Annotated in this window: 16 protein-coding genes and 1 tRNA gene; 8 read left to right on the top strand and 9 right to left on the bottom strand. The window is 64.8% G+C overall.

What is annotated here, in order from left to right; all coding sequences use genetic code 11:
* Nucleotides 1-85: 85 nt before the first annotated feature.
* Nucleotides 86-922: an SDR family NAD(P)-dependent oxidoreductase gene (locus ACTEK7_RS23990; protein WP_225148049.1), complete on the bottom strand. Its 837-nt coding sequence runs from the start codon at nt 920-922 to the stop codon at nt 86-88.
* 121 nt (nt 923-1,043) lie between these two features.
* Here ACTEK7_RS23990 and ACTEK7_RS23985 point away from each other — a divergent pair, with 121 nt between their 5' ends.
* Together ACTEK7_RS23985 and ACTEK7_RS23980 are read left to right on the top strand one after the other, a co-directional pair.
* Nucleotides 1,044-1,418 (top strand): response regulator, encoded by a 375-nt coding sequence (locus tag ACTEK7_RS23985; RefSeq protein ID WP_036009616.1) that lies wholly within the window; start codon nt 1,044-1,046, stop codon nt 1,416-1,418.
* Between the two features lie 44 nt (nt 1,419-1,462).
* The gene (locus ACTEK7_RS23980) at nt 1,463-2,074 is read left to right on the top strand and encodes a LysE family translocator (protein WP_225144262.1); all 612 of its coding nucleotides are present in this window, start codon (nt 1,463-1,465) and stop codon (nt 2,072-2,074) included.
* Between the two features lie 449 nt (nt 2,075-2,523).
* On the opposite strand, the gene ACTEK7_RS23975 is transcribed toward ACTEK7_RS23980, so the two are convergent.
* A complete protein-coding gene (locus ACTEK7_RS23975) occupies nt 2,524-2,727 on the bottom strand; it encodes a hypothetical protein (RefSeq protein WP_474809653.1) in 204 nt (67 codons plus the stop codon).
* Between the two features lie 54 nt (nt 2,728-2,781).
* On the opposite strand from ACTEK7_RS23975, the gene ACTEK7_RS23970 reads away from it, so the two are divergent.
* Both ACTEK7_RS23970 and ACTEK7_RS23965 read left to right on the top strand, forming a co-directional pair.
* Nucleotides 2,782-3,981 (top strand): GGDEF domain-containing protein, encoded by a 1,200-nt coding sequence (locus ACTEK7_RS23970; protein ID WP_225148048.1) that lies wholly within the window; start codon nt 2,782-2,784, stop codon nt 3,979-3,981.
* A 33-nt stretch (nt 3,982-4,014) separates the two neighbouring features.
* Nucleotides 4,015-4,641: a peptidoglycan recognition protein family protein gene (locus ACTEK7_RS23965; protein WP_225114060.1), complete on the top strand. Its 627-nt coding sequence runs from the start codon at nt 4,015-4,017 to the stop codon at nt 4,639-4,641.
* A gap of 121 nt (nt 4,642-4,762) precedes the next feature.
* Here ACTEK7_RS23965 and rpoH read toward each other — a convergent pair whose 3' ends face one another.
* Entirely contained in the window at nt 4,763-5,662 is a 900-nt protein-coding gene (rpoH, locus tag ACTEK7_RS23960; protein WP_036009602.1) for an RNA polymerase sigma factor RpoH, read from the bottom strand.
* A 218-nt stretch (nt 5,663-5,880) separates the two neighbouring features.
* Nucleotides 5,881-6,888: an RluA family pseudouridine synthase gene (locus tag ACTEK7_RS23955; protein ID WP_225148047.1), complete on the bottom strand. Its 1,008-nt coding sequence runs from the start codon at nt 6,886-6,888 to the stop codon at nt 5,881-5,883.
* Between ACTEK7_RS23955 and ACTEK7_RS23950 the strand changes: the two genes are divergently transcribed.
* From ACTEK7_RS23950 to ACTEK7_RS23940, 3 genes are all read left to right on the top strand, one after another.
* On the top strand, nt 6,887-7,231 hold the full coding sequence (locus tag ACTEK7_RS23950; RefSeq protein WP_036009606.1) for a hypothetical protein: 345 nt from the start codon (nt 6,887-6,889) through the stop codon (nt 7,229-7,231). The genes ACTEK7_RS23955 and ACTEK7_RS23950 overlap by 2 nt on opposite strands.
* A 57-nt stretch (nt 7,232-7,288) precedes the next feature.
* Nucleotides 7,289-7,363: transfer RNA gene (locus ACTEK7_RS23945), tRNA-Glu, on the top strand.
* A gap of 70 nt (nt 7,364-7,433) precedes the next feature.
* The gene (locus tag ACTEK7_RS23940) at nt 7,434-7,835 is read left to right on the top strand and encodes a 3'-5' exonuclease (RefSeq protein WP_225148046.1); all 402 of its coding nucleotides are present in this window, start codon (nt 7,434-7,436) and stop codon (nt 7,833-7,835) included.
* A gap of 320 nt (nt 7,836-8,155) precedes the next feature.
* Here the strand turns inward: ACTEK7_RS23940 and ACTEK7_RS23935 are convergent, their stop codons facing one another.
* From ACTEK7_RS23935 to ACTEK7_RS23915, 5 genes are all read right to left on the bottom strand, one after another.
* Entirely contained in the window at nt 8,156-8,575 is a 420-nt protein-coding gene (locus ACTEK7_RS23935) for a CBS domain-containing protein (RefSeq protein WP_036009620.1), read from the bottom strand.
* 181 nt (nt 8,576-8,756) lie between these two features.
* A complete protein-coding gene (locus ACTEK7_RS23930; RefSeq protein WP_225148045.1) occupies nt 8,757-9,227 on the bottom strand; it encodes an aminoacyl-tRNA deacylase in 471 nt (156 codons plus the stop codon).
* Between the two features lie 189 nt (nt 9,228-9,416).
* Nucleotides 9,417-10,400 (bottom strand): alpha/beta hydrolase, encoded by a 984-nt coding sequence (locus ACTEK7_RS23925; RefSeq protein WP_225148044.1) that lies wholly within the window; start codon nt 10,398-10,400, stop codon nt 9,417-9,419.
* Between the two features lie 157 nt (nt 10,401-10,557).
* Nucleotides 10,558-10,761 (bottom strand): hypothetical protein, encoded by a 204-nt coding sequence (locus ACTEK7_RS23920; RefSeq protein WP_050991995.1) that lies wholly within the window; start codon nt 10,759-10,761, stop codon nt 10,558-10,560.
* Nucleotides 10,758-10,988, bottom strand: coding sequence for a hypothetical protein (locus tag ACTEK7_RS23915; RefSeq protein ID WP_474809648.1), 231 nt, complete (start codon nt 10,986-10,988; stop codon nt 10,758-10,760). Before ACTEK7_RS23915 ends, ACTEK7_RS23920 begins: the two co-directional genes overlap by 4 nt.
* Before the next feature lie 837 nt (nt 10,989-11,825).
* On the opposite strand from ACTEK7_RS23915, the gene ACTEK7_RS23910 reads away from it, so the two are divergent.
* Nucleotides 11,826-13,391 carry an amidohydrolase family protein gene (locus ACTEK7_RS23910; RefSeq protein WP_275945334.1) on the top strand — a complete coding sequence of 522 codons (1,566 nt, stop codon included), beginning with the start codon at nt 11,826-11,828 and terminating at the stop codon, nt 13,389-13,391.
* Nucleotides 13,392-13,393 lie beyond the last annotated feature (2 nt).

Here is a 13,393-nt window from a genome sequence, read left to right as displayed (position 1 = left end):
CTAGAGCCGAGAAGCCACGGCGTACTGGATTCCCCGCCTTCGCGGGGAATGACAGCGGTGGGTGTGGAGGCCGTTGCGCTCCTGGCTACTTTTCTATCCCCTTCGCCATCTTCTCCAGCCGCCGCTGCAGCGGCGCCCAATACGTGCCCGGGCGGAAGCGCTGCAGCAGGTCCATGAAGCGAGCGTCGTTGCCGATCAGGATGCGCGGCTCGTTGCGCTCGATGCCCCTGATGATGCGCAGTGCCGCGTCCTTCGGCGAGGTCTTCGCCGCGTTCTCGAACCGTTCGATCGATTGCGCGCGCCGGGCATTGTCGGTGACGCCGACGCCGGTGCGGGCGTTGCGCGCGATCGCGGTGGCGATGCCGCCGGGATGCACGACCGACAGCTTCACCGGGCTGCCCGCGACGCTGAGCTCGTGCCGGACGCTCTCCGAGAAGCCGCGCACCGCGAACTTCGCCGCGGCATAGGCCGATTGGCCCGGCGGGGCGATGATGCCGAAGATCGAGGAGAGGTTGACGATGTGGGCCTCGCTCATCGTCTTCAGGTGCGGCAGGAAGGCGCGTGTGCCGTGCACCACGCCCCAAAAATTGATGTCGAACAGCCAGTCCATCTGGGCCTGGTCGATCTCCTCGAACGTGCCCATCAGCGCAACGCCGGCATTGTTGACGACGATGCCGAGGGAAGGATGCGCGGCGACCGCCTCGCTTGCGAACTGCGCGATGTCGCTCGGCTGGCCGACGTCGACGCGATGCAGGCTGACCTTGCGCGCTGTTCCGATCTCCGCCGCGAGCGCCTTCAATCCACCCTCGTCGCGATCGGCCAGTGCGAGGTCGCAGCCGCGTTGCGCGAGCTCGATCGCCAGCGCCCGGCCGATGCCGCTCGCGGCTCCCGTGATGGCGGCGGCGCCCCGAATCGTCGTCATGAGTTCCCCCGTCAAGTCCCCGATGATGGAACTATGAATTACTTTTTTTTGAAATGAAACCGAACCCACGTCCGCCTGGGTTTTTAACATCCGTTATGAGGGCATGCATTGGGAGCCGCCGATGGGACAAGCGACGCCATTACGCGCGACAGCGCTGATCGTTGAAGACGACGCCATGCAGCGGGAGATGCTTTGCGTCCTCCTGGAGGAGAGCGGCTACCAGGTGATCCAGTGCGAAAGCGCGGAGGCCGCCGAGCGCGTCCTCGACAAGAACGCCGGCGCGCTCTGCCTGATGCTGACCGACGTCCAGCTGGCCGGCCGCATGAACGGCGTCGAGCTCGCGCATGTCGCCAAGGACCGCAATCCGAAGCTCGACGTCGTCGTCACCTCGGGCCGGCCCTTGAAGCAGGCCTTGCCCGACGGCGCCAAGTTCTGGGCCAAGCCCTGGGCGCCGCTCGACGTGCTGCGCGAGGCAGAGATCGCTCAGCTGTCCTGACGCGCCCGCTTTCTCGCAGCGCCCTGCGGTGATAAGGTCGGACCATGACCTGGTCCTTCCTGCTCACCTCGCTCATCGTCGTCGCTTCCCCCGGCACCGGCGTGCTCTACACGCTCGCTGCGGCGCTGACCCGCGGTTCGCGCGCCAGCGTGGCGGCCGCCTTCGGCTGCACGCTCGGCATCGTGCCGCACATGGCGGCGGCGATGCTCGGTCTTGCCGCCGTGCTCCACACCAGCGCGCTCGCCTTCGCCGCGCTGAAATGGTGCGGCGTCGCCTATCTGCTCTACATGTCCTGGCAGGCGCTGCGCGAGACCGGGGCGCTGGCGGTTGGCGGCGACATCCGCGAGCGGTCGAGCAGCCGCGTCATCGTCACCGGCTTCCTGATCAACATCCTCAATCCAAAACTGTCGATCTTCTTCCTCGCCTTCCTGCCGCAATTCGTCGCGGCGGACGAGGCCCATGTGCTGGCGCGCATGCTGGAATTGAGCGGCGCCTTCATGGCGATGACGTTCGCGGTGTTCGTCCTCTACGGCCTCTGCGCCGCCGCGGTGCGCGAGCGCGTCATCTCCCGCCCGGCCGTCATGGCCTGGCTGCGCCGCTCCTTTGCCGCCGGCTTCGCCGCGCTCGGCGCCAAGCTGGCGTTGTCGGAGCGATAGCTTCTTCGTCACCTCTCGAAAGGTCTCGTCATGCCCGGGCTTGTCCCGGGCATCCACGCTCTTCGGACTGTGCGGCACAGTGGATGGCCGGGACAAGCCCGGCCATGACGCTGTTAGAGCGGGTACACTTCGAACTCTCGCACAATAAAAAAGCGGGCCTTGCGCCCGCCACCTTCGATCGACCCGACGCCCGGGCGGAGCTCACTCCACCCGGGCAAAGAAACAGAAGCCTCGTTACTTCTTCTTCGCCTTCTTGGCCTTTTTCGCCTTCTTCTTCGCCGCCTTCTTCGCTTTCTTAGCCATAGTATCCTCTCAAGGGTTAATGGTGGAACGCGACACGAGGGTGCTCGGCGGAGGGCCAGCCTCGCAACATCCTCGACGACAAACTCAGCAGATTCGGAGCCGGCTGCCCCGCGTCGTCACATCCGTGTCATCCTGTTATCCACAGCTCAGATGCATTTTCGGGTGAGTTTTGGCGCGAATCCGCCCTCACGCGTCAGCACGGCCATCGCCGCCGACAGCCTTAACGATCCGGCAACAGCCGCGCGCCGTTCATGAATCCAAAACCAAGGGCGCGCTTTCGCGAGCCGCAGTGAGACTCCATTAAGCGCAACCGTCGCATTGTCTTCCGCAAGAAAACGGGGATGGGTCATGGACGGACGGCTGCCGGGATCGGGGGGCGAGACGCTGCGCGTGCTGCACGTGCCATGCTGAACGTACCGACATTGTGGACGGTCTTCGTCGTCAACTTCCTGGCGCTCGGCGTGATCTGGGCCTACGTGACGCGTTCCTATCCGAATTTTGCGGCTGCGCGTTTCTGGATGGCATCGGCCTTCGTCGGTGCCGCCGGCGCGATGACGGCCTTGATCCGTCTGTTCGTTGCCTCTCCCCTGCCGCTGCTGCTCGGCGCTGGCGGCGTCATCGCTGCGAGCTGCCTCGCCGCCATGGGCATTCAGCGCTTTTACGACCGACCGGTCTCGTGGCGCCTGATGACCGCGACGGGGTGCTTGAGCCTTGTCGGCGTCGTGCTCTTCATGGTGGGATTCGAGCACATGCAGCTGCGCATGCTGAGCTACACGCTCGGTCAGGCCCTGCCGCTGGTGCTGGCGCTGGGTCTGTTGTTGTCGCCGGAAGGCCGCGTCAGTCCGGGCGCCAAGCTGTCCGGCATCGTCATCCTCAGCATCATCGCGATCCTGCTCGCGCGCACCGCGGGCAATATGCTTGGCTATGATCTCTCGGCGCGCGCCGGCGGCCAGGCCCATGCGATCATGGTGCTCGGGCTGCTATTCCTGTCGATGACCCTCAATTTCGGCTTCCTGCTGATGGCGATGGACAGCTTGCGGGGGGAGGTCGCCGACCTCGCGCTGCTCGACGATCTCACCGGCGTTGCCAACCGGCGGCATCTGCTGCAGCGCCTGACCGAGGAATGCGCACGGTCGGAGCGCAGCGGCGAGCCCTTCTCGCTGCTGGTGATCGACCTCGACGGCTTCAAGACCATCAACGACACCCATGGCCATGCCGCCGGCGATGCCTGCCTCAAGCACTTCACCCTGATGGCGCAGACGCGGCTGCGGCCCGGCGACATGCTCGCCCGCACCGGCGGCGACGAGTTCTGCGTCGTGCTGCCGTCCTCGTCCCTGCGCGAGGCGGCCGCGATCGCTCGCCGCGTGCTCGAGGCCTGCCGTCAGGATGCCGCCAGTTGCAGCGGCCGCGACATTCCGATCGCGATCTCGATCGGGGTTGCGGAGTGGGATCGCGGCATCGGCGAATTCCCGGACCGCCTGATGGCCAATGCCGACCACGCCCTCTATGCCGCCAAGAAGAACGGCAAGAACGATTTTGCGGTCTATGACCCCGCCCCGCCGCTATCGCCCGAGTCTGTCGGGACGGTGAGGACATTCGCGTAAAGCCTGTTAGGCTTGGGTCACATTGGACCCCGCATGATGATATTTCGCCTGCTCGCGGCCGCGTTGGCCGCTCTCCTTCCGATCGTCCCCGCCGCTGCTGCGGATGCCGAACTCGCCAGGCTCGCGCGCGCCTCCGGCACGCCCGACATCCCCGGCTTGAAGATCGTCTGGCTGGCGCCGTGGGGCGAGGTCCGCAACGCAAAACCCTGGCGCAACATCATCGTGCACCAGACCGAGGGACCGGCGGGCTCGGCCCGCGGCGGCGCGCAGGCGCAGGCGAAGAACCCGACGCGGCGCGGCGTCACGGTCTGGGTCGAGACCGACGGCACGGTCTATTGGGCGGTCGCCGAGAACCTCGTGCCGACCCACGGCGACGGCGCCAACCGCAACGACAACAAGTACATCGACAACCGTCCGACCTACCGCCAGGTGGTGCGCGACAATTCGATCGGCGTCGAGTTCGCCGGCAATTATCCCGACGTGACGGCGGGGCCGACCGAGGCACAGGTCGCGGCGTGGAGGATCCTCGTGAAAGTGCTGCGCGCGCGCTACGACATCCCGCTCGAGCGGGTCTACGCGCACAACTGGATCGACTACAAGGACGCCCGCTATTGCGAAGGCTGCACGCTCGCGACGATGGCAAGGCAATGGGGGGAGTAGGCGGTGTGCCCACACGCACCGCTATCGGGCGCAGTTCGCATCAGACCAACAAAAAAGCCGGCGTTGCCGCCGGCTTTTCGTCTCTTTCGATCCGCCAATCTCTGGCGCTGAGCCGCCGCGCTTAATGCGCGGCTTCCAGCGCGGCCTGTTCGGCCTTTGCGATCGTGCCCTTGACCGCGGACTGCACCTTCTCGAAGGCGCGGACCTCGATCTGGCGGACGCGCTCGCGCGACACGCCGAACTCGGCAGCAAGGTCTTCCAGCGTCATCGGCTCATCGGCGAGGCGGCGGGCCTCGAAGATGCGGCGTTCGCGCGGGTTGAGCACGCCCATGGCGCCGTTCAGCGCGTCACGGCGGTGATCATACTCCTCGTGCTCCGCCATCATGGCTTCCTGGTTGGGCGTGTTGTCGACCAGCCAGTCCTGCCATTCGCCGGCTTCGCCATCGTCGCGGATCGGTGCGTTGAGCGACGCATCGCCGCCGAGGCGGCGGTTCATGTCGATCACGTCCTGATCGGTGACGCCGAGGCGCTTGGCGATCAACTTGACCTGGTCGGGGCGGAGATCGCCTTCGTCCAGCGCGTTGATCTTGCTCTTCGCCTTGCGCAGGTTGAAGAACAGCTTCTTCTGGTTCGCGGTGGTGCCCATCTTCACGAGCGACCACGAACGGAGGATGTACTCTTGAATCGACGCCTTGATCCACCACATGGCGTAGGTGGCGAGACGGAATCCCTTCTCGGGTTCGAATCGCTTCACCGCCTGCATCAGGCCGACATTGCCTTCCGAGACGACCTCGGAGATCGGCAGGCCGTAGCCGCGATAGCCCATGGCGATCTTGGCCACGAGGCGGAGATGGCTGGTGACGAGTTGGTGTGCCGCGTCGCGATCGTCATGCTCACGCCAACGCTTGGCGAGCATGTACTCCTCCTGCGGTTCCAGCATCGGGAATTTGCGGATCTCGGCGAGGTAGCGAGAAAGGCCGGATTCTCCATTGAGGACCGGCAAAGCAGCGGTACGGGCCATAGTGCGCCCTCCAAAAGGTTCAGGCCCCCGATAGCGGCGGGCCAGGCAGACGACCGCTGTGTTAAAGCCGGCCGTAGCTGCGATGTTCCGCGTTGGTCATTTCAACGCAGACGCAATATACCCCATCGGGGGTCAAAAAGGGAAGGATTGCTGACGTCACGTCCCCGTGTGGCAGCTATAACTTTTTGTAATGTAAAGGCTTTCTGAAGCGGCCTGCGTCATAGCGCCGCCTTGAGCGCACGTTCCAAGAGAAGCAAATCCTCCGGCAAAGGCGCCTCCCAGTGCAGTAATTCTCCCGTCCTCGGGTGCTCCAATACCAGCAGGTAAGCATGTAAGGCCTGCCGCCCCAGCGCCGCCAAAGCTGCCTGCGACTCGGGGCCGAGCTGGTTGGCCTTGGTCTTGAAATGCGGGCCATAGACGGCATCGCCCATCAGCGAGTGGCCGATATGGGCGAGATGAACGCGGATCTGATGGGTGCGGCCGGTCTCGAGCTCGCAGGCGAGCAGGGCGGCGACGCCCTTGCCGTCGCGTCCATGAAAGCTCTCCAGGATTTCCCAATGCGTCACCGCCTCGCGGCCACCCTGGCGCACGGCCATCTTCTCGCGTGCATGCGGATGCCGGTCGATCGGCGCATCGACGGTGCCGCGGTGCCGGTTCGGCACGCCCCAGGCGAATGCCATGTAGCCGCGCCGCATCGCGCCGGTGCGGCCGTGATCGGCGAATTGCGCCGTCAATGAAGCGTGGGCGAGATCGTTCTTGGCAACCACCATCAGCCCCGTCGTGTCCTTGTCGAGCCGGTGCACGATCCCGGGCCGGCGCACTCCGCCGATGCCGGAGAGCGAGGCGCCGCAATGGGCGATCAGCGCATTCACCAAGGTGCCGGTCTCGTGGCCGGCCGCGGGGTGCACGACGAGGCCCTTGGGCTTGTTGAGGACGACGATGTCGTCGTCCTCGAACACGATATCGAGGGCGATGTCCTCCCCCTTGGGCTCGGCGGGCGCCGCTTCCGGCACGTCGATTATGATCGTATCGCCGGATGCGACGTGATAAGCGGGGTCGCGGACCGCGGAGGCCTTCAGGTGCACTGCGCCCGCCAGGATCAGGGCTTTCAGCCTCGATCGCGACAGCTCCGGCAGGCGCGCCGCCAGCACGCGGTCGAGCCGGGCCGAGCCCTCGGAGCCTTCGACCACAACCTCCAACCTTTGCGCTGACCCAGGGCTTTCCATGACGACGTCTGATACCGCTGTTCCCGAACCGACCCCCGAGCAGGCCGCGCTGTTCGCGCGGGTGCGGCGGATGATGCTGATCGCGGGGTTGACCACGGCGCTGGCGTTCTGCGCCGTGCTGATCGCGGTGGGCTACCGCCTTTTCAAGTCTGAGGGAAGGGCGGTCGAAGCGGCAAGCGATGTCACTGCCACCCTGCCCAAGGGCGCCAGAATCGTCTCGACCGGGGTCGCCGGCGACCGCCTCGTAGTGACGCTGGATCTCGGCGGAATCATCGAGATCCGCACCTTCGATGCCCATACCCTGAAGTCGGCCGGACGGCTGAAATTCGCCAATGAGCCGTAAAACGCCCCTCGGGGTCCTTGCGGCGGACAAATTTCGAGGCTATTGGCTAGCCCTCACGCTCCCTTCGTCTAGCGGTTAGGACGCGGCCCTCTCAAGGCTGAAACAGGGGTTCGATTCCCCTAGGGAGCGCCAGCTGATCCTAAGCCATCTGCTGCCCGAAGATGCGGGTCGGCAGGGACTGGAGCCGGATGTGCGGCGGTGCGTGAGCATCGACGCAGAAGCTCACTGCGTTGCCGAGTGGTTTCTCGACCGTAAGAAAGCAGGCTACGAGTGGTCGCAGATGGCGTGTCTCTACCCGGAGCACTGGATCGGCGGACGGGTCGCGCAGATTCTCGCCGGGCATTGTGCGCCGATCGACATCGCCAAGGACAATCGCAACCGGGTTTCGGTCAAGCGGGTCGCCGTGCGATTCCTGAGCATGCACAGCGCGAAAGGGCTGGAGTTTCCCTGCGTCGCCATCGCCGGCTTGGGCCTGCTCGGCCGCCACGGCGAGACCGTCGAGGAATGTGTCCGGCTGACCTATGTCGGGGTGACCCGGGCAACTCACGAGGCGCTCCTGACGTATTCGAGCGAGTCGGCATTGGTGCAGCGCTTGATCGCGTAGCCCGACGCCGCGCAGGCGCTCTTTCACGCGGTAGTGCAGTCGATCGAGCGGAGGATCGCCCGCTGCACGTCCGCATTCGAAAGAAACACATCTTGGTAGGTTGCGCGTCGCAGCGTCATCGATGATGACGTGATCGAGTGAACGGGCCTTGCATCCATTCCGGCGCAACTTGCATTCCCTCCGGCGCAAAATGAGCCGCATCGCGTCGTCGCTTCTGCGCCGCGCGATAGTTGCACCACGAGCGCATGACTCGGGCTCCCACTCAACCCTATTCGGGGGGATCGCGAGAGGAGCCCTGGCCATACGTTTTGGCGGTAACTTCAGTGATGCGCCGAAACGCTTCTGACGGTCTCGGTGAGCATGTCACCCGATGAGGAATGGCTGACGTCACCCAGGCTGATGATGCCGACCATCCGCTTGCTCTTGTTGATCACCGGCAGCCTGCGGACCTGCAGCTTCTCCATATGATGCATCGCCTTGGCGAGGTCATCGTCCTCGCGGCAGCAATGGATGCCCTCGGTCATCACGTCACGTGCCGTCGCGCGGCCGGCATCGAAGCTGTGGCTCGCGAGTCCTTTGCAGACGATGTCGCGGTCGGTCACCATTCCGACCAGCTTGTCATCCTCGCCAATCGGAATGCAGCCGATGTCATGCGCCCGCATCAGTTTGGCAATCTCGGTGATTGGGGTGTCGGGGCTGACCCAGTCGACACCCTTGTGCATCACGTCTTTGACTTTCATGGCGAGCCTCCGTTCGTGGGTTTCAAGTGCGTTGATGCAATGCAGCGGCACCCCCATCTTCCGAACTCCGACCAGACAAAGCGCAGACACTTTCGCCGCCACCCTGCGGAACGGTATGACGGCGAACTTGCGCTAGAGTTCCCGCCCAGGGCCGCAAGGACAATGGGCGGCGCACAGGTCCTCAGTCATGCGCGCTGAAGCGGCCGTGCGGTGCGTTGGCCGTCAGGCGCGCAAACTGCGCGTGACCCATGTGAAGCAGCGTCTCATGATCGCCGGCTTCCATATAGATGTCCGGCTGTGCCTCGAGGCTGTCGTCGACGATGATATCCAATCCGTAGCATTTGCCGACGGCAGGAACTGCACCGTGTGCACAGTCGCTGAACAGCCGATTGATCTCGGTTTCATTGGCCATGTGGACATTGTCGCCGAGGCTTGTCCTCAGGTCCGACAGGCGGAAGTGATGCGATGCGGGCAAGACGGCCAGCATGTATCCGCCGTCGCGCCGCAACACGATGCCCTTGGCGAGGCGGTCGCCGGAGATATGGCATGCCTGCGCCGTTCGGGCGGACGTCATGCTGAGTTCGTGCGGGATCACCTCGTACTGGATGTTCTCAGCGGCGAGGTATTTCTGGAGGGTGGGAGCAATGGCCATGGCATCACCTCCGATGCGGAATGGAAACCATCCACCGTGAGGCGATCCTGCAGACTCTCGCCATACGATGGGCGGCTGCCTGACTAGCTACCCAACATAGGTCTTCCATCCGCAAGCTGCAATGCAATTCCCCTCGGAGCCGCAACGGGTGTGGGCAGGAGCAGGCTTTTCGCGTGGCTCGGCGCTCTCCTACGCCGTCGTGCCGTCGATCGAGCGGCGGATCACCCGCTGCACTTCCGTATTCGACAGGAACAAATCGTGGTTGATGATGCCCCAGCCTTCCTGGGAGGCATCGACCACGCGCACACCGAGCCCTGCGATGGCGGCCTTCTCGGCCGCGCCGACGCGGGTCATGCCGCCGGCGAGCTGCCCCGACAGCGCCAGTGCACGATCGTTGGTCGAGGCGATCACCGTGATCTTGCCGGCGAGAGGGCCGATGCGCTGGATCGCCGACGAGAACACGTCCATGTCGATGTCGGGCGCGGCAAACACCACCGCGCCAATCTTGCTCGTCAGCGTGTCGCCGTATCTTCCATGGAGCTGGCGCAGGCTTTCGAGCGTCAGCATGGTTCCCATGCTGTGGGCGACGATGTGCACGCGCCCCGCCCCCGGCGCCGACACCAGCGCAGAGAGCACGCGCTCGAAATTGTCGCGCGACCACATCGCGCTGTCGCGGTCATAGGCGTAGTCGAACAGTCCTGCCTTGGAAGGCCAGGAGAACGCCATGGTCCGGCCGCGGAACTTGATCCCATCGGAAAGGTGGGCTGCATCCAGCACCGCCGTCTCGAACGTCTGCTTGAAACCGTGCACATAGATCAGCACGTCCCCGCCGCCGGCCTGGCCAGCTAGATCGCCGGCGTCGGCCGGGACCGGCTCGATCCGGTCGAGACGCCAATTCTCGAGTCCGACCGAGGCGAGGGAAAGCCGGCTCTCGTCCGGCGCCGTCAGCTTCGCCCGCGCGACCGTCATGCTCGTCGCACGCTCCGGCCCGAACCAGGGTTTTGCGCGGCCGCCGTTCACTGGCTTGCGTGTGGTGACGACAAGCAACGTCGGATCGACGGAGAGCGAGGAGGCGTCGAAGCGCGCGCCGGTCGCACCGAGGCCAGCGCATCCGCCAAGCGCCAGCGCGCTCCCCGTCGACAGGAGACCGCCGAGGAGAGCGCGGCGCGACATGGAATGATTTGTTTGAGGAAGACGTCGGCCTATCACTGGGAACCCATGGGAACTTTGCCCCCGACAGCATCGCCCCATCTGCTCTCTGAATGACAATGGGGGCGAGATCGCGGCGGAGCCGCCTCGCGCATGTCGTGGCCTTCAAGTGAATGGCGGGTCAGTCGGTGATCTCGATTGCCTGGATCTCGCACCAATCGCGCAATGCCCGCTCCCTCGCCTTGTTGCGGTAGTCATGCCAAGCATCGATCGCTCCCCGTCGGGAGAGCAGGCCCTTGAACTTCTGATAGGCGCCGCGTTTGCTGAAAATATAGCGAACGTCGTCCAGATCGTTCGGCAGGAACTCGCGGACGAAGGCAATCACGAGAGGCTTGCCGAGGTCGAGGTCTCGTGAGTTCGGGATCTGCAAGTATTTGGTCTCGTCCTCGATATCGTCAGGCAGTCGTCGTCCTCGAGCTCCTGGAGGTCGTCCTGATCGAACTGGTAGTAGATCTTTCCTGTCTGCCTGCAGACGAAGGTGCGGCACTCCACAACGCCGCTGATGTCGGCGAACTCAAAAGCCTGGAGGATGTCTCCGAATTTCACGCGCATTGGACACCTTGCCAATGGACCGACGCCGCAATGTCTGCAATCGGCCCGAACAGTATAAGCGGATCGTCCTTCGAGGCAATGAACCCTCGCCGTGTCCAGAAGGCAACTGCCCCGGCGTCGACGGCAGAACACACCGATCCGCTGTCAACCCCTCCCGCCGAAAATATTCCACTTTACCGAAATTCGGATTTGTCGTATGTATCGACCATTCCAGCCCACCAAGGGGCGGTCGTACGTCGTTTCGAGCGCGGGCTGGAAGTTGCGGTGGACGCGGGCGGCGTTAAAGGCGGAGCTTGCGCGTGCAGGGCGAGATGAACCTCGTGAGCATGCGGGACCCGCGAAGACGAACGGCGCCCCTGCGTACGGCGAAACCGTGTGGTCCTGGCCGTCGTTGCTACGGTCAAGCCTTGGCGAAGACGTCATCGCGTCAACCGGCGCGGTGCGGTGACTTTTGCGGAGGCGAGGGAGGCCAGAAGGAACTCGGCTCCCGGGAGAGCGCGGCATAGGCCGTCAAACCATCGCGCAGGGAAGGCCTGGTTTCGGCTGCCCTGTGTCTCCCCTGTGCACTGCGTGTGCATTCGTTCAGCGCAGGGGTCTTATGGGTGCCAGCTGGCGCCCGGTCTTCCCTGCGCCCTTTCCTTGAGGGGTGTGTGAAGCGGAGCATAGCTCGGGCGGATCAAGCCGCGAGAACGCGAGGGTATGCCGATTGGATCGGCGGATTGACGCAGCGGCATTGTTGGGCTCCGGTCCGATACACTTCCTGCGTTCACCGGCCTCACTTGCAAGCATGCTGCATCGGCATCAGTGGTGGTGGTCGTTCTCACGAGAATATGCACTATGCGCGCCGATGCGCCTCCGAAGCTGCTGCCGGGCCTTCGGAAATTCTGGCAATTTGCTTTTCGGAGTGACGAGATGAGCGGTTTGGTGGTCTCTGGCGGCCGGGTGGTGGATCCCGCGAGCGGGATGGACGCCGTTGGGGATGTGGCGGTCGTGGACGGCAAGATCGCCGCCGTCGGCACGGGCCTCGGCGGCGCCGAACGGGTGATCGACGCCACCGGCCTCGTGGTGGCGCCCGGCTTCATCGATCTGCATGCCCATGGCCAGTCGATCCCGGCCGATCGCATGCAGGCGTTCGACGGCGTCACGACCACCCTCGATCTCGAGGCCGGCGTGCTGCCGGTCGGGTCCTGGTATGAGCGCCAGGCGCGAAAGGGCCGCGTGCTGAATTATGGCGCGGCCACCAACTGGGCCTTTGCCCGCATCGGCGCGATGACGGGCTCCAACGCGGAGAGCTCGCTGGAAGCGTTCGGCAACGCCATGCGCGACCGCCGTTGGATGGACAATGTCGCAACCGATGCGGAGGTCTCGGGCATTCTCGAGCGTCTGGCCCGCGGCCTCAACGAAGGCGGTATCGGCATCGGCATCCTCAACGCCTATGCGCCCGGCGCCGGCGTGCAGGAGCTGACCGCAGTGTGCCAGCTGGCCGCGAAGCAGGACGTCCCCACCTTCACCCATGTCGCCTTCATGTCGCGCATCGATCCCGAGAGCGCAGTGGAAGCCTATATCCGCCTGATCGGCTATGCCGGCGCCACCGGCGCGCACATGCACATCTGCCATTTCAACTCGTCGAGCAAGACCGACGTCGAGCGTTGCCGCGTGCTGATCGAGAAGGCGCAAGGACAGGGCCTGCCGATCACGGTCGAGGCTTATCCTTACGGCACCGGCTCGACCGTGCTGGCCGCGGCCTTCTTCAGTGATCCCCAGTTCGTCGAGCGCAACGGCACCGGTTACGATTCCGTGCAGCGCGTCACCGACGGCTACCGCTTCCACGACCGCGAGGAGCTCTTGAAGGCGCAGGCCGAGGAGCCGTCCTCGCTGGTGCTCTGGCACATTCTCGACACCGAGAACAATGCGCACCACCGCGACCTGCTCGATATGTCGGTGCTGTATCCCGGCGGCGCGATCGCCTCCGACGCGATGCCGTGGACGCTGTCGGACGGCTCAACCTACACCGGCGATGCCTGGCCGCTGCCGGATGATGCGACCTCGCATCCGCGCTCGGCCGGCTGCTTCACGAAGTTCATCCGTGAATGGGTGCGCGAGCGTAAAGCCCTGTCGTTGCTGGAAGGCGTGCGCAAATGCGCGCTGATCCCGGCGGAGATCCTCTCGCAGAGCACGCCGGCGATGCGGAGCAAGGGCCGGCTCGCCAAGGACGCGGATGCTGACATCGTCGTGTTCGACTACGAGAAGCTCTCGGACCGTGCGACCTTCACCGCGATGAACCGGCCCTCTGAGGGCGTCCGGCATCTTGTCGTCAGCGGCCAGGTGCTGATCAGCGACGGCATGCTCGATGTGACCGCGCGGCCGGGCAGGCCCGTGCGCCGCCCAATCGTCGAGGGCTGATC

Source organism: Bradyrhizobium sp. JHI2711 (assembly GCF_056156565.1).
Note: the sequence above shows the minus strand (reverse complement) of the source record. Positions and strands in the feature narration are given on the sequence as shown.